Origin of the sequence: Bacillus cereus ATCC 14579, assembly GCF_000007825.1 — a bacterium.
GTDB lineage: Bacteria > Bacillota > Bacilli > Bacillales > Bacillaceae_G > Bacillus_A > Bacillus_A cereus.
This window is the reverse complement of the sequence record NC_004722.1, coordinates 4,285,790-4,306,036: the sequence shown is the minus strand read 5'-3', so window position 1 is coordinate 4,306,036 and position 20,247 is coordinate 4,285,790. Positions and strand designations below refer to the sequence as shown.

Sequence of the window (20,247 nt, the reverse complement as noted above, 5' to 3'; positions counted from 1 at the left end):
AAATTTACATGGTAGTCAAAGAGAAAGTTGTAAATGAAATGCAGGAAGTAAAAAAGATGATTGATACACTAGTAAATAATGGTCAACAAGCTTTACAAGCATTAGAAAGTTTTACACAAGAGGAAATTGACAACATTGTTCATGAAATGGCATTAGCAGGTGTTGATCAACATATGCCGCTAGCAAAATTGGCAGTTGAAGAAACTGGCCGTGGTGTATATGAAGACAAATGCATTAAAAATATTTTTGCCACTGAATATATTTGGCATAGTATAAAACAAGATAAAACGGTAGGAATTATTCACGAAGATTCTCATGAAGAAATAATAGAAATCGCGGAACCTGTCGGTGTAGTAGCTGGGGTAACACCAGTAACGAATCCAACGTCGACAACAATGTTTAAAGCGTTAATTGCGATAAAAACAAGAAATCCAATTATTTTCGCGTTTCATCCTTCCGCACAAAAATGTTCTGTGGCAGCGGCGAAAACAGTATATGATGCAGCGATGAAAGCTGGTGCACCAAAACACTGTATTCAATGGATTGAAAGACCGTCTGTTGAAGCGACGAAACAATTAATGAACCATGATGGTGTAGCACTCGTTCTAGCAACTGGAGGCGCTGGTATGGTGAAATCAGCTTACTCTACTGGAAAACCAGCGTTAGGCGTTGGGCCTGGTAATGTACCGTGTTATATAGAAAAATCAGCACATGTAAAACGAGCTGTTAATGATTTAATTTTATCGAAAACATTTGATAACGGTATGATTTGTGCATCGGAACAAGCAATCATTGTCGATAAAGAAATCTATGATGATGTTAAAACAGAAATGATTGAAAACAATTGTTACTTTGTAACAGAAGAAGAAAGAAAAAAATTAGAAAAGCTTGTTATAAATGAAAATACATGTGCAGTAAATAGTGATATTGTAGGGAAATCAGCACAGTATATTGCCGATTTAGTTGGGATTACTGTTCCTGAACATACAAAAATGCTTGTAGCTGAAATTCAAGGTATCGGAGCAGCATATCCGTTATCTCGTGAGAAACTGAGTCCAGTATTAGCTTGTGTGAAGGCGAATTCATTAGAAGAAGGATTTACATATTGCGAAGAAATGTTGAACCTAGGTGGTTTAGGACATTCAGCAGTTATCCATTCTACAAATAAAGATGTGCAAAAGCAATTTGGGTTACGTATGAAAGCTTGCCGTCTCATTGTAAATGCACCTTCATCACAAGGTGGAATAGGGGATATATATAATGGATTTATTCCATCACTTACACTTGGTTGTGGTTCATACGGAAAGAATTCAGTTTCCCAAAATGTAACAGCCACTCATTTATTAAATATAAAAAGGCTGGCAAATAGAAAAAAGAATATGCAGTGGTTCAAATTGCCACCAAAAATTTATTTTGAAAAACATGCTACAGCTTATTTAGCAAATATGCCTAACATTTCACGTGCATTTATTGTAACGGACCCTGGAATGGTTGAACATGGCTATGTCGATACAGTCGCGCACTATTTAAACAAGCATGCAAATGATGTGAAAGTTGAAGTTTTCTTTGAGGTCGAACCAGATCCATCAGATGAAACTGTTTTTAAAGGTGCGGAAATGATGAGAAGCTTTAAGCCAGATGTAATTATCGCACTTGGTGGTGGTTCAGCTATGGATGCAGCAAAAGGAATGTGGTTATTCTATGAGCATCCAGAAACGACATTCTATGGCATTAAACAGAAGTTTTTAGATATAAGAAAACGTACATGTAAATATCCGGAATTAGGAAATAAGGCGCAGTTTGTTGCGATTCCAACGACATCAGGAACGGGATCAGAAGTGACACCATTTGCGGTTATTACAGATAAGAAAAATAATATAAAGTATCCGCTTGCAGATTATGAATTAACACCAGATGTAGCAATTGTTGATCCGCAATTTGTAATGACAGTACCACCACATGTAACAGCAGATACTGGTATGGATGTTTTAACACATGCAATTGAGGCGTATGTGTCTGTTATGGCAAATGACTATACAGATGGATTAGCATTAAAAGCTATTGATCTCGTATTCAAATATTTACCGAGAGCATATAAAGATGGAAATGATGAAGAAGCAAGAGAAAAAATGCATAACGCTTCTGCAATTGCAGGTATGGCATTTGCAAATGCTTTCCTCGGTATTAATCACAGCTTAGCACATAAAATTGGACCAGAATTCCATATTCCGCACGGACGCGCAAATGCCATTCTAATGCCGCATGTAGTCCGCTATAATGCTATTAAGCCAAGAAAACACGCATTGTTCCCAAAATATGAGCACTTTGTGGCAGATGAAAGATATGCACATATAGCGAGAATGCTCGGGCTTCCAGCAAGCTCGGCAGCAGAAGGGGTGGAATCACTCGTCAAAGCAATTATTGAGCTTGGAAAAAGCTTAAATATTAATATGAGTATTGCAGGACAAGGAGTAGATAAAGAGCAATTTGAAGAGGTTGTTGGAGTATTAGCAGAAAGAGCTTTTGAAGATCAATGTACAACTGCTAATCCAAAGTTGCCGCTTATTTCAGAACTGAAAGAAATTTATATGAAAGCATATAAAGGTGAATAATGATTAAAAAAGAGCCGCAGTAAAGCGGCTCTTTTTTTATTGGAAAACATCTCCCAGAATGGCTGTATTTACTGGTCTTTCAGTTTCATAGAATATGATACAGTGAAATGGAGGAGTGAGAATATAATGAAAGAATTAAAAGGAAAAATAGAAGACTATACTCGGTTCGGACAAATTCTTCTCGCTGTAAGTACATTGTTAATGGTTGGCTTGTTGATTCCGAATGGAGCAAAAGAGACAATCCAATTTTTTGTTATGATGGGGAGCATCGTTATATTTTTAAGTTTATCGTTCTTTTTCTTTCAGCGTGTGAGAGTGATGCGTGACCAGCTAGAGGAAAATGAATGTGAATAATATTGTTAACTAGAGCGCGGCGAAAAGAAAAAATCTTTTTGTCACGCTTTTTGTTTTTTGTAGAAAAATGTATGCGTTTCATGTTGACAATGATAATCCTTATCAATTAAAGTAGAATAGTAGTTAATGATTATCATTATCAATTAGAGGTGAAGGAATGAAAAAATCTATTACGCTATTTACAGCGATTTTATCTATTTTTTTCTTGTTAATAGGTTGCAGTGCCAAAGGGGACGAAAAAGCGTCTGCAACCAAAACAGAAAAAGGAAAAGAGAAAATCGAAATTACCGACCTATCAGGAAGAAAGGTAACATTCGATAAAGTGCCAGAAAGTTTTGCAACATTAAGTATGGGGGACATGGATATTATTCATGCTTTAGGTGGAAAAATAGTAGGTCGCCCGGATACGAAATTAACTCTTCCAGAGGAGTTAAGGAAAGCACAAGTAATTGGGAATGCACATCAACCGAATTTTGAGCAAATTGCTAGTTTAAAGCCCGATGTACTTGTTGCTAACAATGGATTCCAAAAGAATGTGCCAACGGTTGAAGGACAAGGAACGCAAGTTATCATTTCTTCTGCGAATTCTGTACAAGATATTCAAAAAAATATTGAATTATATGGAACGGTAATGAAGAAAGAAGATAAAGCAAAAGAAATTAATCAAAAAATGAATGATCAAATGAAGAAATATGAGAAAAAGAGCGATGTGAAAGCATTGCTAGTGTATGGCGCACCAGGTACTTATTTAGCGGCATTACCAACATCTTTATCAGGTGATATTTTAGAAAAAACAGGCGGAAAAAATATTGCTTCTGATTTTCCAGAAACGAAAGAATATCCGCAATATGCACAGCTAAGTGTAGAACGTATTATTGAGGCGAATCCAGATGTGATTTATTTAATTACACACGGAGATCCAAAAAGTGTGAAAAAAGCATTCGAAGGCGAAATGATGAAAAATGAAGCGTGGAAAAATTTAGAGGCAGTAAAACAAAACCGCGTAGTTATTTTGCCACCTGATTTATTTGGATCTAATCCTGGTACAAAAGTTACAGAAGCAATGGACTTTATGTATAAAAGTATACAAGATGTAAGGAAATGATACGTATGGAAAGTAGTGAAGTAGTAAGAGAAAAGGAACATCCTTTTGCGAAAAAAAGATGGATAATAGCAGTTACTTTAGTTATATTAACAATCCTAGGTCTCTTGTACGGTCTTTTCGCAGGAAGTTTATCCTTTTCTATACGAGATATTTTAACAGGTATACAAGAGGAAGGTTCGACAGTTCATCGAATTGTATGGGATCTTCGCATACCGAGAGTGCTTATTGGGTTTATAGTAGGAACATGTTTAGCTGCATCTGGTACACTGCTACAAGGGGTTATGAGAAACCCTCTTGCAGATCCTGGTATTATCGGAGTTTCATCTGGAGCAGGCCTTGTAGCAATTGTCATCATGATTTTATTCCCACAGCATCTAGCTTTTTTACCACTAGGGGCGTTTTTAGGAGCTTTCATAACAGCGATGGTTATTTATGCTTTATCATGGCAAAAAGGGGCACCACCTTCAAGAATCGTCTTAGTAGGGGTGTCGATCAATGCATTAATTGGTGCAGCAACGTCAGCATTAATGTTATTACATAGTGACAAAGTACAATCGGTGTTACCGTGGTTAGCGGGCGGTATTGGTGGTGTAAGTTGGGCACATTTAAACATGATTATTTATTATGCAATATTCGCCATTATATTAGCTTTCTTTGGTATTAAGCATATTCGAGTGTTAATGCTTGGAGATGAAATGGCAAAGTTATTAGGACATAATGTGGAAAAAAGTCGGTTTTATTTAATCGTAGTAAGTACATTATTAGCTGGAATTGCAGTAAGTGTGTCTGGTCTTATTGGATTTGTCGGTCTTGTCGTACCACATATGCTACGTTTATTAGTTGGAAATGATTATAGATATTTGCTACCTTTATCATGCCTTGGCGGCGGGGTATTACTTGTTTTTGCGGATGCAATAGCTCGAAGTTGGTTTGACCCAATCGAATTGCCTGTTGGTATTTTACTGTCCTTCTTAGGTGGTCCGTTCTTCTTATATTTAATTCATAGAGGAGGAAAACAAAGTGATTTCCGTTAACAAAGTGTTTTACGCACACTCTGAAAGATTTCAAATGCAAAATATGAATGTACATATTAAGGTTGGAGAAATCGTTAGTTTAATTGGTCCGAATGGATCGGGAAAATCTACTTTGCTTCGTTTAATAGCAAGGCTACTGAAACAAAGCGAAGGGGACATCATTTTAGATGGGAAAAATATTCATATGATGAAGAGTGCTGATGTAGCGAAGCAATTAGCAATGTTACCACAAATGCATGATCATCAATTAGATTTAACAGTGAAAGAACTAATTGAGTTCGGAAGAGGTCCACATAAATCATGGAGTAGCCGCTTAAATAAAGAAGATGAAGAAATTGTTGATTGGGCATTGTCTGTTACAAATCTTGAAGGGTATGAATATCGTCTTTTACATTCTTTATCAGGAGGGGAACGGCAACGTGCTTGGATTGCGATGACGCTAGCGCAACGTACAAATGTCTTATTATTGGATGAACCAACAACCTTTTTAGATATCGTTCACCAGTTGGAAGTAATGGAACTTGTGAAACGATTAAATGAGGAGTTTGGAATGACAATTATAATGGTTTTACATGACATTAACCAAGCTGCTCAATATAGTGATCGTTTACTTGTATTAAAGCGAGGAAAGATTCAGTATGATGGTATACCAGAAGAAGTACTATGCCATGAAATGTTTCAACATGTATTTGGCATAGATGTAGATATTTTTCAGGGAAGTGACAAGCCTTTTTTTACACCGAAACGAATTTCTAAAAGGGGAGAAGAGCGATGCAAACAGAAGAGCGTATTACCACTGAATTAGTAAGAGAATTTGTTATGGCAGCTCACGGGGATTTAGAGAAAGTACAAGAGCTATTGGTTGAATCACCAAGCTTACTTCACGCCTCTTATAATTGGGGTGGATCAGATTGGGAAAGTGCGTTAGGCGCATCGGCACATGTAGGTCGTAAAGATATTGCTCTTTATTTACTAGAAAAGGGTGCTCGGATGGATATTTTTGCAGCAGCTATGCTTGGTGAATTAGAAGTTGTACAAGCTATTTTAGTAGCTCAACCAGAAGCATTGCGTGCATCTGGCCCTCATGGTATTTCTCTTCTTCAACATGCACGAATGGGTGGAGAGAAATCTAAGCGTGTATATGATTATCTAGCAATACTATCTTAATGAACGAAGGAAGTTCTTATGAGCGGTAAACTTTTCACTTGAAACAATTGGAAAGTTTACCGCCCGTTAGAACGGGATAAGTATCTAGTATATTTGAAAATCCTACACCCCCCTCAATTGTAGTTTTCTTTATGCTAGTTATGATATGGATGCAGAGGACAATATTTGTCTACTGCTTTTTTTAGTTATTTAGAATGAATATTGTGTATTTTATCGTTGGTTCATTTATCCCGCTATTTTCCAGGCAGTAAGACTCTTGCCTAAAAATTCAGTTAAAGCAAAGAAGTTAGACGGGAGATCCACTGCCCGTAAACGTCCGATTGGTAAAGGCTAATAATCAGTGGGGGTGAACAAAATTCCCCACTGATTAAAGTTTCACTTTATAATAAATAGTAACATACCGTGTACATACAAAACATGATCGTGAAATGAAGAATAAATTAGTGGAAAGGAGTGCCAGCATGTTTCATACAGAACGTTTACAAATTCGCAAATATACAATGGATGATTTACAGTTCTACGCTTCACTATGGGGGAACGAGAAGGTAATGCGTTATATTGGAAATGGGACATTAAAAACATATATGCAGTGTAAAAAAAGTCTGGAGGAATGGGTGATTCCTAGCTATAAAAACGGTCTCGGTTTATTTGTATTGATTGAAAAGGAAACGGGAACAAGAATTGGTCATGCAGGGCTGGTAAAGCAGAAAATAGATGGAAAAGAGGAAATTGAAATTGGTTATTGGTTACTTCCTCAGTATTGGGGAAAAGGGTATGCAAAAGAAGCGGCGGCAGCATTTCGTGACTATGGTTTCCAAGCATTACGAATGAATAAATTAATTTCTCTTATTAATCCGAATCATCCTGCCTCAATATTTGTTGCTAGAAAAACTGGGCTCAGCTACGAGAAAACAACGTCATTTCATGGAATCGATGCTCTAGTTTATTCTATTAAGCGTGTTGGATGAAAAAATTACTTTTTTAAAGGTAAATTGCATTTTTTGAAGAATGGTATATGAAAATAAAGGGAGGGGTTACATGTACATTTATCATAATGGACTTATTATTCGTGAGGGAACGAGTAGTGTACCAGCATATGCAATTAAAGCTTTATTTGAAGATGCCGGTTGGAGTAATGATAATATCCCTTCTTGGCAAATTGAAAAATTTACGATAGCATTCGAAAATTCAACATGGGCTTTCACAATTTGGGATGAGGAAGAGATGATTGCGATGGTTAGAGTCATTTCTGATGGAATTATGATTGCGAACATAGTAAATTTAGTTGTGAAGTGTGAATATAGAGGGAAGGGATTAGGTAAGAAGCTTGTAGCTCTTTGCCTGCAAAAACTTCCCCACGGTGATTGGTTTGCGCATACATCAGCGAACAATTTTGATTTTTATAGAAGTTGTGGATTTGAAGTTAGAGAGCTATCGAGAAATGGAACATGTGCGTATTATGGATACCAAGTCGCGAAAAGAGATGGTCACCGATAAATGAATGGAAAGTAAAAAAGTATAGCGAGGTAATTTTGAGACTTTTGATAATAGAGAATGGATTGAGGCTCGTTTTATGATAAAATAAAAGAAAATTCTGTTTATTATTAGGGGGATAAAAATGAGTGTAAAAGCTGGGGATGTATTTAAATATGAAAGAAGATTTACTGAGGAAGAAGTTTTTGAATTTGCAAATATTACCGGTGATAAAGGTAGACACCATGTGGAATACGATGAAAATGGAAGATTAATGGTTCATGGTTTATTGACTGCTAGCATTGGAACGAAAGTGGGAGAAGAGTTACATTACATAGCAAGAGAATTAGTAAGTGAGTTTATTAGACCAGTTTTCACAGGAGATACGATCACTTGTGAACTAACTTTAACAAATGTTGAGCAAATGGAAGGCTATAAAAAAGTTTCAATCGAGTCAGTTTATCGCAATCAGCATGAAAAGACTGTACTAGTTGGGACAAGTTATGGAATTATAAGGGGATAAAAAGAAGCCTGTTTAACAGGCTTCTTTTTTATTATTTAGTAAACACGTTGTCGATTTTCTGCATAACTAGAGATGAGTAATAATGCAGTTTCTTCTCCTATATTACGAACAATATGAGGAACGCATGCATTCCATGAGAAAGAATCACCTTCTTCTACAATTGCAATATCCTCACCGTGCTGAACTTCTAATTTTCCGCGTAATACAAGGTGACATTCTTCCCCTTCATGGGCATTTGGTGAATTTTCTTTCGGGAATCCAGTAGGGATTTCTACTAAAGATAGGCGAAGGCCCCCTTGCTCCGCAACATGTTCAATTCTTTGCTCATCTTTGCCGTATACACTGTATTTCCGTTCTTCTTTTTTGACAATTTTTAATCGATCTTTTTGCTCTAACAATAAATAGGGAAGGGGAACGTTTAAAAAATTGGAGATCGTTTCTAAAGTTGAGATAGATGGTGATGTTTTATTATTTTCAACCTGACTCATAAATCCTTTAGAAAGACCTGTTCCCTCACAAATTTGTGCGATTGTTATGCCCCTACGTTGACGAATTTCACGTATTGCAGAACCAATATTCATAAAATCAAGCTCCTTTTTGTAAACAACTATTTGTATCATAGCAAAAAAAATATATTTTTTCCCAGTGAAAATGAATTGACGAATAAAAAAAATTAGTGTATGTTTTGTAATGTAAATAAAAGTTTTGTATAATAAAACTATAAAGGAGAGAAAGAAATGAATCAACATATTGGTAACTTAATTATTCGTATCGTGTTAGGGGTAACATTTTTCATGCACGGTTTAACAAAATTCCAATCAGGAATTGACAATATTGCAGGGTGGTTTACAAGCATTGGTTTACCAGGAGGACTTGCATACGGTGTAGCAACATTTGAATTAGTTGGAGGCCTATTATTAATTCTAGGTTTAGGTGTAAGATATATTGGATTATTATTTGCACTTGTTATGGTTGGAGCAATCGTAAAAGTGAAATGGTCAGCTGGTTTATTGGGAGATGGAAAAAATCCTGGTTTCGAATTAGAACTTGCATTATTAGCAATGGGTGCATATTTATTTGTTGCAAAAGCTGATGGTTTTGTAGATAATTTCTTAAAAGAAAAAATGTCAAAGAAGAACTAATTTAAATGGGGGGGCTAACAAGATGAGTTTTCAACTTCATCCCGATACAACACTTGATGTTGTTCATTTATACGTATCTAATGTAAAGAAATCACTAGAGTTTTATACGGAAGTACTAAGTATGAAGGTGCTAAAAGAAGAAGAAGCAGTCGTTACATTTGGGAATGAAAATGATGAACCACTTCTTATCATTGAAGAAAAGAAAGAAGCTTTTCCAAAACAAAGAGGAAGAACAGGGTTATATCATTACGCAATTTTATTACCAAGTAGGCAGGATTTAGCGAATGTTCTTCGTCATCTTGTAGAGATGGTATATCCACTACATGGCGGAGCCGATCATTACTTTAGTGAAGCTCTTTATTTAGCTGATCCAGATGGAAACGGGATTGAAATTTATCATGATCGACAAAAAGAAGTTTGGCGTGATGAGAATGGAGAACTCCCATTTGTTAGTAACCCGTTAGCTGGTGAAGAATTATTACAGCAAGGAAGTACATGGAATGGATTTCCAGCTGGTACTGTGATGGGGCATATTCATTTCCATGTAGCTGATTTAGAGGAAGCGAAATGTTTCTATGTTGATGGTCTTGGTTTTGAAGTAACGATCCCAGCTCGTAATGGAGCGTTGTTCGTATCAGCAGGTGGTTATCATCACCATATCGGTTTAAATACGTGGCAAGGTGAAGGGGTACCACCGCAAATGCCAGGTTCTGTTGGTTTAAAATATTTCACAATTGTACTAGCGGATGAAAAACAAAAAGAGCAAGTATGTGAAAGCTTAAAAAATATTGGCAAGATTGCTACGTACAAAGATGGAATATTACAAGTCGAGGATCCATTTGGACATTGTATCCATTTCAAAATAAAAGGAGAAGCCTAAAAAGGCTTCTCTTTTTATTTTCTTATAATTGCTTTTTCGTTTTGTAAAAATAGTTCATCAAATTGTTTTGCAAGCTCAAAATCTAGTTTCGTTAAACCTTTTGCATTCCAAGATGACAAAGTAATAATAACTGCTTTATACTGGATAAGGATAAATGGATGGTGATTATGTTCTTCTGATAGTTTGGCGGCTTCAGAGACAAATTCGACTCCTTTTAAGTAGTCGGAAAACATATATTTTCGTTCAATCCATTTCTCATCTTTTACCATCCATTTATCTACCTTCAATAATTCTTCGTGAACTTCTTCTTCAGTTAATCTTAGCATCATTTTTCACATCCTTTACTGGAAGTAACGCAAGACCATTGTTAATAAGGCGTGTTACAGCTTCGTCAGTTGTGAAAGTAGAAAGTTGATGTAGTAATGCTGCCGATGTTTCATGCCCTTTGTTATGCTCTAAAAGTAACTCTAATACTTCAAGGCGCAGTAACCATTCTTTCGCATAAAATTTATTTAATACTTCTTGAATTGCTATTAATTGATCGATATGCGCGTCGTGTAAAATCCCCTCACTTCGAATATCTCGAACTGTTTGATACATACGTTCAAGTTCATTCAGTACAAGTGGAGCAGGAATTTCGTGAACTTCTTCATCCATTGGGAAAAATGCTGCGGCATCTGCGGCACCTGGGAATACTGAAGTGATTTGTGAGCCAACAGCCATATCAAATGCGCCCCATGAAGCATCAAATAAAACGCGGGCGTTATAAGTAACTGTGCAATCGATAAAGGAAATAAGAGCAATTTTCTTATCGTTTTTTACAATATCTGTTACTGTTCCTTTTACATGAATACCACTTGCAAAAGTAAACTCAGCGATAGTTCCAATTGTAATTCCTAATGATTGTAGTTGTTCGTCTGTACAATTTTCTAATGCAATATTTTCAGTGAGTAATCCAATCGGTGTTCCAAATCCGTCACTGTGTACAGAAGTAGAATGATTCGCTAACTGTTTATTATGAAGTGCTAATGCCGTTGGCGAATTTGTTCGCATGTAAATTAATTCACCTGCATCGTTTTCAATTGTCTCGCTAAATGTACCTGTAATTTGTAATCCGCTATTTAGCTCAGCTGTTGCATAGTTCTCAGAGCGAATTGCTTTTTCTAAACCTTCTTTTCCACCTGTTTTAAAGGCCATTGTTTTAGAAAATGTTTCAAGCGCATCTGTTAATTCTTCAAAGGATTCACAAACAAATAGTTGTGGTTGCATTTTTGTTACGTCATAAGTTGTCCCTATACATGCTTCGATAGAAAATGGAACCTTTTCTACAGCGTCTGTTAAGCAATGTTTGCTTTCGCCAACAGAAGAAAGGAGACCAGCACCATATATCTTTGGATCATCTATATTTCCGATCAATCCATATTCTACTGTCCACCAGAAAAGACGTGAAATTTGTTCAGCTTCTGATAAACCAGAAACTAAGTTTTGTTTTTCAATTACAGCATTTTCAGCAGCCTTAACTTCATCAGGAGTAGAAGTAGGGCTTTCTTTCACTATCGTTAATGTACGAACAGCTTCAAATGCATCATGTTCTTCTTTTGTAGAGAAAGCTTTTGCACCAATTTGCCCAAAACGTTTCACATATTTTGCATATGTAGGATCAAGTAAAATCGGTGCGTGTCCTGCGGCTTCGTGTACGATATCTGGAGCTGGTGTGTACTCGATATTTTCTACTTTCCGAATATCTGTTGCGATCGGTAGTAATCCGTGTCCTTGAAAATCGAAGAATGCTACGCCGGGAATAAGTCCGTCAATCGTTACAGCGCCCCAGCCACTTGGTGCCAAACACTCATTCATTTCTTCTACTTTTGGAATTGCATCTATATTAATACCAGATGATTGTAGTCCGTTCACATAGGCTGGATGAGCAACGTCTTTTAAGAAGCTATGATTTTGTCTCATAATGTAACGCCACACAGCGTGATTCACCGGTGTGTATTGATCATAATGTTGTGTGGATACGAATGGTTTTAAATGCGATGGAATTTCTGTTTTCTTTGTCATTTAGACATCCTCCTTTTTTTCTATAAAATTGAATATCGATTTCGTATAGCTTGTATCACCTCCCTTCATTATTTGTAAGCGCTTATAAAATTTTATCATAAGATTCGGAATTATTTAACATCTGTTTCTGTGAGAAATAGAAAAAGCCCCTATCGGAAAATCCGATAGGGGCGAAAGAATCGCGGTACCACCCTATTTGTAAGTGAAAATATACTTACATCTCAATTAATGATAACGGAAAAATTCCGTCTTTTCCTTCATGCATAAAAGCACTACGAAAAAGAAGCTCCAGAATTGTAATTCATACTTATATATGTGCTAATTTCCACCGACCATTAGCTCTCTGTAACAGGGATATAAGATACTACTGCGATTCTTTCAACGCGTATATATGAAATTGTGTAAGAGGATGGACGCAAAAAAGTCCCTATCGGAAAATCCGATAGGGACGATAAAAATCGCGGTACCACCCTATTTGTAAACAACTAATTGTTTACCACTCACTTTACGATAACGGAAAGATCCGTCTTTCTCTTCATGCATAAAAAGCATTACGGGAAAGAAGCTCCAGAATTGTAATTCACGCTTGTATATGTACTGATTCGCACCAACCATCAGTTCTCTGAGACAGTGATATAAGTCGCTACTAGTATTCCTTCAAAGCCGATATATAATTCGTTCAACTAAACTATGTTTTGTATTATAAAACTATATTAAAAAAATTGTCAACAAAAATTTTTTATCCCGTGTTAATGAGCAGTAAAATTCCTACCTCAAAATTCGGTTGGAGCAAAGAAGTGAGATGGGAGATTAACTGCCCGTAACTCCCGATTGGTGAAGGCTAATAATCAGTGGGGATGAACGAAATCTCCACTGATTAAAATTTTACTTTATTTCACTTCTAAATTAACAGTTAAATTAGAGGTATTGCCAGCTGCATCAGTTGCTACAATGTGAATAGTATTTTTTCCTTCTTGTAATTGAGTGCGATCGAAATAAATGTCATAGCTTTTCTCCCAAGGGTTCAGGAATGCCTGTTCCCATACACCATTTCCGTTAATTTCATATTGCATTCTCACTGGAATACCAGGTGCTATCCAACCAGATTCTGACATCCAATCTAGTAGAATATCATCAACTTTTCCTCTAATTACGAGATTTTCTTGGTCAACCTCGTGTGTTAACTTAGGTGCAGTTCGATCAAGAAATACAGCAGCTGTTTGCTTTGTTTCCCCGCCAGAATTAGAAGCAACTGCTTCAATTTGATATAGCCCATCAGTTAAAGGAGTGCCATCTGCTTTTGTACCATTCCATTTGAAAGGTTTATACCCAGGAGTTGCATTTTTAGCTTGATGGATAATCCCTTGATACGTTACACGTTCTTTCGTAACTAAATTTGCATGCAATGTGATATCATCCACAGGCGCAACTAAATAGTAGTTGATGAGATTATCATCTAGTACGTGGTCGCCATTTGGGCTAAAAGTAGAATTAATAATTTCAAGTCCATCGATACGTTTATAATCTTTAGGATCGATACTAAATGTGAATGGAATTCGAATTTCTTCTTTTGCCCCTTGTTCTTTTACATATACATTTCCAGTATACACACCTTGTTGTAGTGAGCTATCTACAGTGATAGTAAATGGTTTTTCGGTACTACTATTCGGTTGAATGCTAATCGATGAAGGGACAGAAGCTTTTACTTTTGTTTTTGTGTTTGCATCTAGTAATTCCACACGAGTTGAAAAACTTTTCTTTTTACTAGAAAGGTTTTGTAATGTAACATTTTGCGTCAGTTTTACTTTTCCGCTATTGGGCTTAATAAGACCGAAGCTGACATTGTTAGGTTTTACTAATACATTTGTTTGAGCTGCTTTCGGAATGTTAATTAAACCAGATCCTTGTGCCATAACAGGGTATGTATTTTCATTGACATCATGTAATGTTTTGGCATTGTTGGCAAGAGCCGCTTTCAATTGTTCTGTCGTCCAATCAGGATGCATTTGACGCAAGAGGGCAACCGCTCCAGCTACTTGCGGAGCAGCCATACTTGTTCCGTTATGCGATTCATAGCCGCCTCGCGGTACTGTACTAGTAATTTGTACTCCAGGTGCAACAACATCAGGCTTTATTAGCCAACTTCCTTGTGATGGTCCTCTTGAACTAAAGTTACCGATAAGTTCTGTTTGCTTTGGTTGTCCAATTTTTATATTTTTCTTTCGTTTTGTAATTAAAGTTTTTAATTCTTCCCCATTTGTATTTGATAATTGCATTACTGGGACAGCTAGATGTTCACGTGAAAAATATTCCGGCATCATATTAATTTCTTTTTCGCTAGAGATTAATAACACACCAAGTGCACCAGCTTGCTTCGCTTGTTCTGCTTTTACTAATGTACTAGAAGTACCTTGTAAAATAAGTGCGAATTTCCCTTTCACATCTTGTTTTGCATAATCACTTGGATTGCCATAACCAACATATACAAGAGGAGAATCATTTTCTATTGGAAAATCGGATTTTGATAATGGTAACCCTTGATATGTTTTGCTGGAACCAGTTACTTGGAATGTTGGAAACGGGATAGAAACCGTAGATGCTCCAACAGAAATGACACTACTTGCGTTACCGGGAGCATCAACAGACCAAGGTTTTGGTCCGTCATTTCCATTTGAAACGACAGCAGTAACACCAAGTTTCGCTGCTCGTTCTAACGTTAATGTTACAGGCTGATCAGGTACATTTAAATCCTGCCCAAGGGAGAGGTTTAACACATCCGCACCATCTTGAATTGCTCGCTCAATTCCTTGGATAATATCATCTGTTGTACCAGTTCCACCGTCATTCATTACACGATAGGCTAGAATAGAAGCGTTTGGAGCAACGCCTTTAATTTTTCCGTTACCCGCAATAATTCCAGCTACATGAGTACCATGTACGTTACCATCCATTGGATCGTTATCTTCATCAACCGTGTCATATCCACCGATATAATTTGCCTTTAGGTCAGGGTGTGTATAGTCTACGCCAGAGTCGATAATGGCTATTTTCATGCCTTTTCCATCAAGCGGTTTGCCAAATGGATCTTTTAAATTCCACGCTTCAGGTGCACCAATTGTCGGTCCACCGATATTTGGTGCTTCTTCGTTAATAGCACTTTTTGATGTTTCATGTAATTTATATGTTAAGTTCGGATAGACTGCTTTTACTTCAGGTAAAGAGGCAAGAGAGGTAATTTGATCTCCAGGAATTGAAATAGAGAATCCGGAAAATAACGTATTATACACTTCTTTAATTTTTGCACCAGGTGCTTTTTCTTTTATTTTCTTAGTCGTATCTTCTTGTGCTTTTTTGAGCTCAGCATGATAAGACTGTGCATTACTATTTTGTAAATCTGGAGCATGCTGAATATTACTTTGAGCAGCGAGAGGTGCATGTTGTAATTCTACAATTACTGATATTTCTTTTGTTGTTTTCGTTTCAACATTTTGAGCGATTTTATGTTCTCCCCACTGTTCAATCGTTGTTTTTAATTGTGGACTAAATTGCTTCTCCTTTTGTAGTGATTCAGCATGAGCACTTAAAGCTCCAAAACTAGAAAAGACAAGCGCCATGCTTAATAGTGTAGATGTAGTTTTTTTCATTGATACTCCCCCTAATAAAAGTGCCAATATTCAGAAATAAAATCTTGCATTTTAGTTAGAAATTATACATATAAATGTTGGCTAAACTATACTTTCGACATAATTCATACCAATCCTCTATGGATTGAAAATTTCTTGGGAAATTTTTTCTGATTATGTCGAATCGATATTTTTCACATATTGTAGGGATAAAGTGAGGAATGCTATGAGGGAAATGGAGTGATGGTATGAAAAGGCTAATAGTAAGTAGTAGTGTAGTGTTGTTTATGTTTTTATGTTCTATCACTATTACTAGTGCAGAAAATAATAGTGTGAAAGTTGCTTTTATTCGTCATCATAATCTTTGGATTAAAGTTGATGGGAAAGAAATACAGATTACAAAAGGAGAGTACATAACAGGGCCGAAGTGGTCATATGATGGGGAATGGCTAGCGTATGTAAAAGGGAAGAAACAAAGTATTCTTGAGTTATATCGGCTGAAAGATGGAAAGAAAGTTACGCCGTTTCACTCAGAAGCATCGAATTATCAATGGTCACCAACAGAAAATATAATTGCATTTATATTTACAGGTACATTAAATACATTTGATGTAGAAAAAAAGAATGCAGATTTTGAAAATGTATCGGCTGGTGTAGGGGATTATGCATGGTACCCCGATGGAAAGAACTTTCTTGTATCCTCTGAAGCGCACTTACTTCCAACAGGATGGACAGGGGCTCAGCTATATGAAGTGCAAAAAGATGCACATATGAATCCTCACAAAATGAAGCATTTGTATGCATTGCCAAATGAACACGATGATTTCCTAGCGCTAGTAGCAAGTGGCTTTAAGTGGTCACCAGATCAAAAGTGGATTTCATTTTTAGCAGTACCGACAGCTTCATGGTCAGCTGATAGTAATACGCTTTGCTTAGTTCGTGCAGACGGCAGTCGGTTTGAAAAAGTAGATCAAATGTTATTAAACGCACAATGGTTTCAATGGGCACCATCAAAAAATATATTAGCTTATATTGAAGGGAGCGGAAGAGTTGCATTAGAAAATAAACATTTAAAAGTAAAGGAATTGCCAGCACTTCAGCAGAACATATTTACGCCGAAAGGATATGTTGATTGGGATTTTGTATGGAAGAACGATAGAGTAATTATCGTTTCACGAGCAAAAGAGGCAGGGATAGAAACTCCACCAGAAAAAAGGCCACTACCATCTTTATATGAGGTCGATAGTACAAGTAATGCACAGCATCAAATCACAAAGAAAACGAACAAGCAAGGGGATTACCACCCGATCTTCATGAAGAAGAGTAATCAATTAATTTGGATACGTTCAGACCGTAAGAAAGCGGATGTATGGCTTGCTCATAAAGATCGGAAGCAGGAAAAGAAGTGGATTGAAAATATAGATGTACCAGCGTGGTATTATGAGAAATGGAATTGGGGAAATGTTATCTCGGTGAAAGAAGAATAAAAAAACTGCCTAAAAGATCATTTTAAGCAGTTTTAATTGTTATTTATGTGTTTTATTTGGCTTTTTTTTCGCTGGGTTTCCGTTCCCTTGGCGCTTTCTATTTTGTTCATCTTTTGCTTGTTTTTCATGTAGTGTATCTAAAAATTCATTCGAGTTACTCATGTTTATATCTCTCCTTTCATTTTGTCATGATTACTATAACCATTTAGGAGGATAATCATGAGTTAGAAGTTAGGCACTTAATTTTCTTCGATAATGTAAGTAAAATATTCCATACATAACAAATAGCATGAGTAAAACTTGTAACTCTACATTTTCTTTTAAAATAGCTGCGATAGTGTCTGGTAAGTACGGTGATTTATCGTTTGTGCTTAAACCTAACCATTTATTTAAGAGGCTAATGGTACAAAACATAAAAACACCGGACCAGCTTGCCGTAATTGCTTTTTGCTTAATTTTTGTTTCACGTTCATCATCTGTAATCCAAGGATTAGCAGTTTTATCCCGCATTAACGGGCAGTAAGACCCCCACCTCAAAATTCAGCGGAGGCAAAGAAGTTAGGTGGGGATCAACTGTCCGTAAAAGCCCGATTGGTTCAACTAATAATCCGTGGGGGGATGAACAAAACCCCCACGGATTAAAGTTTCACTTTATCACTACTAAAAAATCCATTTATGTATCCCCATATAATCATTCCAATTAAGATGGTTATCCATTTTATATTTTTTGATTCACTTCTCCCTTGTAAAAAGTATTTTACATATCAGTTTTTCATATAGCAGGAATAAAGTATGAGATAGGGAAGAAATATGTAAGAGGATTTCATAATGAGAGGAGGAAGGGGATGAAAATCGTCTTTGTTCGGCACGGGGAAGGAGAACATACAAGGGATTTGCCATCAAGTTTAAAAGTGCTTCATCCGCCATTGACGGATGAAGGAAGGAATCAGGCTAAATTACTTCAATGCAATGTGCCATTACAAGAGGCGGATATATTAATTGCTAGTCCTACACTTAGAACTTTGCAAACGGCGACAATATGGAGTGCGAAAGTTGCTTGTCAAAAAATCGTTCATCCATATGTATCTCCGCGTATTTTTCCTTATCGAGAAGAAGCGAGAACATTACCGTGCGATTATATAGTAGATCAGGGAATGATAACAAAGTTATTTCCGCATTTTTCGATAGAGAAAAGCTCAAATAATCAGTTATGGAAGGAAGGTATAAACACTATTTCAGAGAATAGTTTTCAGCAAATAGTAGATGAATTTCTTCTTTGGTGTTATGAACTGAGTGTTGAAAGAATTTGCATTGTATCCCACGATGGAACAATTACAGCATATAGGCAATATTTACAGAAAGTCGTTTTAACTAGATCAGATTTTTTGAAAGAAACGGGTATATATGAAATGGATTTATCCCAGAAAATTCTGATTGATAAGGGCTGATTATAGGATGGGGATTGTATGTTGAATATTGCATTAGTAGTTGGTTTTAATTCGGATTTAGAGGCGCAATCAATCCGAGCATCTCTTGAATATTTTGGTGCAAGGGTTGTGACATATTGGATTGGTAGACCGAAAGATTTTGTGGGAGTTCTTTCTGGAAAGAACTTATTTAACGATGTTAATTATATTATTTTTTGCTTTCATGGTGAAGAAGGGAAGTTTGTCATGGAAGAGTTAGGCGAAGAAGTATATGAACAAGATGAACCGAGAGGGTATTTTGGTGCAGAAGAAATTTATGAATATGCAAAATTGCATAATACACATATTGTAAATAGCGGGTGCACGTTAGGGGAGAAAAATCTAGCAAAATCTTTTTTACATAGTGGTGCGAAATCATATATTGGATCGATTGATTATGTAGATGGAAATGCAGCACTTATGTTTACTATACGCTTATTTTATGGGGTTATTAACCATGGGAAAACGTTAGAAGAAGCGTTTCAAGAAGCGAGTTTAATTGATGAGGAGACACATACATTTCGATTCTATAATTAGTGTGAAACACGTTTATTCTATATTCGAATAAACGTGTTTCACATTTAACTCACAATTTTTTTACATTTTTTTCAATGAAAATGATTATCACCTGTGGTATGATATGTTCAAGTTTTTACAGGTAATAAAAGTTACTATATAAACGTTAGTTTTGAATGTTTCATACGCATGTCACAAATTATTCATAATTAACGTTTTAAAAATAAGTAACTAATGTTATTATATTATCTGTAACTAACTTAATTACAACTTTAGGAGGAAGATATGGTTATTCAATTTTTAAGAGAAAACAAAGCAGTTTCTTTTGTATTAGCAGTAATTCGAGTATATCTTGGTTACACATGGTTAATGGCTGGAATCGGTAAACTACAAGGAAAAGGATTCGATGCAACAGGTTATTTGCAAGGTGCAATTGAAAAATCTAAAGGTGCACAACCGGCTGTTCAATCTTGGTGGGCATCATTCTTACAAGAATTTGCAATTCCAAATGTAGATTTGTTTAATACACTTGTAACATGGGGGGAAATTTTAGTCGGAATTGGTTTAATTGTAGGCTGTTTAACAAAAACAGCGGTCTTTTTTGGTCTTGTAATGAACTTTTCCTATATGTTTAGTGGGTCAATTGGTGTGAACCCTGAGATGGTTATCTTATCTATGTTTGTTCTTGTTTCCGGTATGAACGCTGGGAAATTTGGAATGGATGGCTTTGTTATCCCGAAAGTATTAGGATCAAAAACTCAAAAACGCCAAAAGCAAGCTGCTTAATATATGAAAACGGGT

The 20,247-nt window shown here is 36.3% G+C and carries 21 protein-coding genes and 2 other annotated features; of the genes, 15 read left to right on the top strand and 6 right to left on the bottom strand.

The features are described from left to right. Positions 1–8 precede the first annotated feature (8 nt). The 9 genes from adhE (at position 9) to BC_RS21775 (ending at position 8,268) form a co-directional block, all read left to right on the top strand. Positions 9–2,612, top strand: coding sequence for a bifunctional acetaldehyde-CoA/alcohol dehydrogenase (adhE, locus tag BC_RS21815; protein ID WP_000260509.1), 2,604 nt, complete (start codon positions 9–11; stop codon positions 2,610–2,612). 126 nt (positions 2,613–2,738) lie between these two features. After that, positions 2,739–2,966 carry a YrhC family protein gene (locus BC_RS21810; RefSeq protein ID WP_000661264.1) on the top strand — a complete coding sequence of 76 codons (228 nt, stop codon included), beginning with the start codon at positions 2,739–2,741 and terminating at the stop codon, positions 2,964–2,966. Between the two features lie 157 nt (positions 2,967–3,123). Further along, positions 3,124–4,071 (top strand): ABC transporter substrate-binding protein, encoded by a 948-nt coding sequence (locus BC_RS21805; RefSeq protein WP_000748460.1) that lies wholly within the window; start codon positions 3,124–3,126, stop codon positions 4,069–4,071. Between the two features lie 5 nt (positions 4,072–4,076). Further along, positions 4,077–5,105, top strand: a complete 1,029-nt coding sequence (locus BC_RS21800; RefSeq protein WP_002041831.1) for a FecCD family ABC transporter permease — start codon at positions 4,077–4,079, stop codon at positions 5,103–5,105. Next, the gene (locus tag BC_RS21795; protein WP_000626552.1) at positions 5,092–5,910 is read left to right on the top strand and encodes an ABC transporter ATP-binding protein; all 819 of its coding nucleotides are present in this window, start codon (positions 5,092–5,094) and stop codon (positions 5,908–5,910) included. Before BC_RS21800 ends, BC_RS21795 begins: the two co-directional genes overlap by 14 nt. Beyond that, entirely contained in the window at positions 5,877–6,272 is a 396-nt protein-coding gene (locus tag BC_RS21790; RefSeq protein ID WP_001192766.1) for an ankyrin repeat domain-containing protein, read from the top strand. The genes BC_RS21795 and BC_RS21790 overlap by 34 nt, the downstream gene beginning before the upstream one ends. 428 nt (positions 6,273–6,700) lie before the next feature. Next, positions 6,701–7,240 carry a GNAT family N-acetyltransferase gene (locus BC_RS21785; protein ID WP_004408018.1) on the top strand — a complete coding sequence of 180 codons (540 nt, stop codon included), beginning with the start codon at positions 6,701–6,703 and terminating at the stop codon, positions 7,238–7,240. Positions 7,241–7,310: 70 nt separating this feature from the next. Then, complete coding sequence (locus BC_RS21780; RefSeq protein ID WP_000276126.1) at positions 7,311–7,769, top strand: GNAT family N-acetyltransferase; 459 nt, start codon at positions 7,311–7,313, stop codon at positions 7,767–7,769. Between the two features lie 121 nt (positions 7,770–7,890). Next, on the top strand, positions 7,891–8,268 hold the full coding sequence (locus BC_RS21775; protein ID WP_000111564.1) for a MaoC/PaaZ C-terminal domain-containing protein: 378 nt from the start codon (positions 7,891–7,893) through the stop codon (positions 8,266–8,268). A gap of 35 nt (positions 8,269–8,303) precedes the next feature. Here BC_RS21775 and BC_RS21770 read toward each other — a convergent pair whose 3' ends face one another. Beyond that, positions 8,304–8,849, bottom strand: coding sequence for a helix-turn-helix domain-containing protein (locus BC_RS21770; RefSeq protein ID WP_001020694.1), 546 nt, complete (start codon positions 8,847–8,849; stop codon positions 8,304–8,306). Between the two features lie 156 nt (positions 8,850–9,005). On the opposite strand from BC_RS21770, the gene BC_RS21765 reads away from it, so the two are divergent. Further along, complete coding sequence (locus tag BC_RS21765; RefSeq protein ID WP_001071553.1) at positions 9,006–9,410, top strand: DoxX family protein; 405 nt, start codon at positions 9,006–9,008, stop codon at positions 9,408–9,410. A 22-nt stretch (positions 9,411–9,432) separates the two neighbouring features. Then, the gene (locus tag BC_RS21760; protein ID WP_000009839.1) at positions 9,433–10,290 is read left to right on the top strand and encodes a VOC family protein; all 858 of its coding nucleotides are present in this window, start codon (positions 9,433–9,435) and stop codon (positions 10,288–10,290) included. Between the two features lie 14 nt (positions 10,291–10,304). Here the strand turns inward: BC_RS21760 and BC_RS21755 are convergent, their stop codons facing one another. The 3 genes from BC_RS21755 to BC_RS21745 form a co-directional block, all read right to left on the bottom strand. Beyond that, a complete protein-coding gene (locus tag BC_RS21755) occupies positions 10,305–10,619 on the bottom strand; it encodes a 4a-hydroxytetrahydrobiopterin dehydratase (protein WP_000979537.1) in 315 nt (104 codons plus the stop codon). After that, positions 10,600–12,354 carry an aromatic amino acid hydroxylase gene (locus BC_RS21750; protein ID WP_000163187.1) on the bottom strand — a complete coding sequence of 585 codons (1,755 nt, stop codon included), beginning with the start codon at positions 12,352–12,354 and terminating at the stop codon, positions 10,600–10,602. The genes BC_RS21755 and BC_RS21750 overlap by 20 nt, the downstream gene beginning before the upstream one ends. Before the next feature lie 163 nt (positions 12,355–12,517). After that, positions 12,518–12,745 (bottom strand) — a binding site (T-box leader). A gap of 50 nt (positions 12,746–12,795) precedes the next feature. After that, positions 12,796–13,024 (bottom strand) — a binding site (T-box leader). A 220-nt stretch (positions 13,025–13,244) separates the two neighbouring features. Further along, the gene (locus BC_RS21745) at positions 13,245–15,998 is read right to left on the bottom strand and encodes a S8 family peptidase (RefSeq protein ID WP_000754151.1); all 2,754 of its coding nucleotides are present in this window, start codon (positions 15,996–15,998) and stop codon (positions 13,245–13,247) included. Between the two features lie 227 nt (positions 15,999–16,225). Between BC_RS21745 and BC_RS21740 the strand changes: the two genes are divergently transcribed. Continuing rightward, positions 16,226–17,464, top strand: a complete 1,239-nt coding sequence (locus BC_RS21740; protein ID WP_000825732.1) for a TolB family protein — start codon at positions 16,226–16,228, stop codon at positions 17,462–17,464. A 39-nt stretch (positions 17,465–17,503) separates the two neighbouring features. Here the strand turns inward: BC_RS21740 and BC_RS21735 are convergent, their stop codons facing one another. After that, positions 17,504–17,626 (bottom strand): DUF4023 domain-containing protein, encoded by a 123-nt coding sequence (locus BC_RS21735; RefSeq protein WP_000071866.1) that lies wholly within the window; start codon positions 17,624–17,626, stop codon positions 17,504–17,506. Between the two features lie 69 nt (positions 17,627–17,695). Beyond that, on the bottom strand, positions 17,696–17,974 hold the full coding sequence (locus BC_RS21730; RefSeq protein WP_002164427.1) for a hypothetical protein: 279 nt from the start codon (positions 17,972–17,974) through the stop codon (positions 17,696–17,698). Positions 17,975–18,309: 335 nt separating this feature from the next. Here BC_RS21730 and BC_RS21720 point away from each other — a divergent pair, with 335 nt between their 5' ends. The 3 genes from BC_RS21720 (at position 18,310) to BC_RS21710 (ending at position 20,232) form a co-directional block, all read left to right on the top strand. Further along, positions 18,310–18,912, top strand: a complete 603-nt coding sequence (locus BC_RS21720) for a histidine phosphatase family protein (protein WP_000706237.1) — start codon at positions 18,310–18,312, stop codon at positions 18,910–18,912. Between the two features lie 18 nt (positions 18,913–18,930). Further along, positions 18,931–19,467, top strand: coding sequence for a hypothetical protein (locus BC_RS21715; RefSeq protein ID WP_000931931.1), 537 nt, complete (start codon positions 18,931–18,933; stop codon positions 19,465–19,467). 264 nt (positions 19,468–19,731) lie between these two features. Beyond that, positions 19,732–20,232, top strand: a complete 501-nt coding sequence (locus BC_RS21710; protein WP_000236612.1) for a DoxX family protein — start codon at positions 19,732–19,734, stop codon at positions 20,230–20,232. Positions 20,233–20,247: the final 15 nt, after the last annotated feature.

Coding starts and splice junctions, on each gene's coding strand:
- adhE (WP_000260509.1), top strand. CDS start 9: ATGGTAGTCAAAGAGAAAGTTGTAAATGAAATGCAGGAAGTAAAAAAG.
- BC_RS21810 (WP_000661264.1), top strand. CDS start 2,739: ATGAAAGAATTAAAAGGAAAAATAGAAGACTATACTCGGTTCGGACAA.
- BC_RS21805 (WP_000748460.1), top strand. CDS start 3,124: ATGAAAAAATCTATTACGCTATTTACAGCGATTTTATCTATTTTTTTC.
- BC_RS21800 (WP_002041831.1), top strand. CDS start 4,077: ATGGAAAGTAGTGAAGTAGTAAGAGAAAAGGAACATCCTTTTGCGAAA.
- BC_RS21790 (WP_001192766.1), top strand. CDS start 5,877: ATGCAAACAGAAGAGCGTATTACCACTGAATTAGTAAGAGAATTTGTT.
- BC_RS21785 (WP_004408018.1), top strand. CDS start 6,701: ATGAAGAATAAATTAGTGGAAAGGAGTGCCAGCATGTTTCATACAGAA.
- BC_RS21780 (WP_000276126.1), top strand. CDS start 7,311: ATGTACATTTATCATAATGGACTTATTATTCGTGAGGGAACGAGTAGT.
- BC_RS21775 (WP_000111564.1), top strand. CDS start 7,891: ATGAGTGTAAAAGCTGGGGATGTATTTAAATATGAAAGAAGATTTACT.
- BC_RS21770 (WP_001020694.1), bottom strand. CDS start 8,849: ATGAATATTGGTTCTGCAATACGTGAAATTCGTCAACGTAGGGGCATA.
- BC_RS21765 (WP_001071553.1), top strand. CDS start 9,006: ATGAATCAACATATTGGTAACTTAATTATTCGTATCGTGTTAGGGGTA.
- BC_RS21760 (WP_000009839.1), top strand. CDS start 9,433: ATGAGTTTTCAACTTCATCCCGATACAACACTTGATGTTGTTCATTTA.
- BC_RS21755 (WP_000979537.1), bottom strand. CDS start 10,619: ATGATGCTAAGATTAACTGAAGAAGAAGTTCACGAAGAATTATTGAAG.
- BC_RS21750 (WP_000163187.1), bottom strand. CDS start 12,354: ATGACAAAGAAAACAGAAATTCCATCGCATTTAAAACCATTCGTATCC.
- BC_RS21745 (WP_000754151.1), bottom strand. CDS start 15,998: ATGAAAAAAACTACATCTACACTATTAAGCATGGCGCTTGTCTTTTCT.
- BC_RS21740 (WP_000825732.1), top strand. CDS start 16,226: ATGAAAAGGCTAATAGTAAGTAGTAGTGTAGTGTTGTTTATGTTTTTA.
- BC_RS21735 (WP_000071866.1), bottom strand. CDS start 17,626: ATGAGTAACTCGAATGAATTTTTAGATACACTACATGAAAAACAAGCA.
- BC_RS21730 (WP_002164427.1), bottom strand. CDS start 17,974: ATGCGGGATAAAACTGCTAATCCTTGGATTACAGATGATGAACGTGAA.
- BC_RS21720 (WP_000706237.1), top strand. CDS start 18,310: ATGAAAATCGTCTTTGTTCGGCACGGGGAAGGAGAACATACAAGGGAT.
- BC_RS21715 (WP_000931931.1), top strand. CDS start 18,931: ATGTTGAATATTGCATTAGTAGTTGGTTTTAATTCGGATTTAGAGGCG.
- BC_RS21710 (WP_000236612.1), top strand. CDS start 19,732: ATGGTTATTCAATTTTTAAGAGAAAACAAAGCAGTTTCTTTTGTATTA.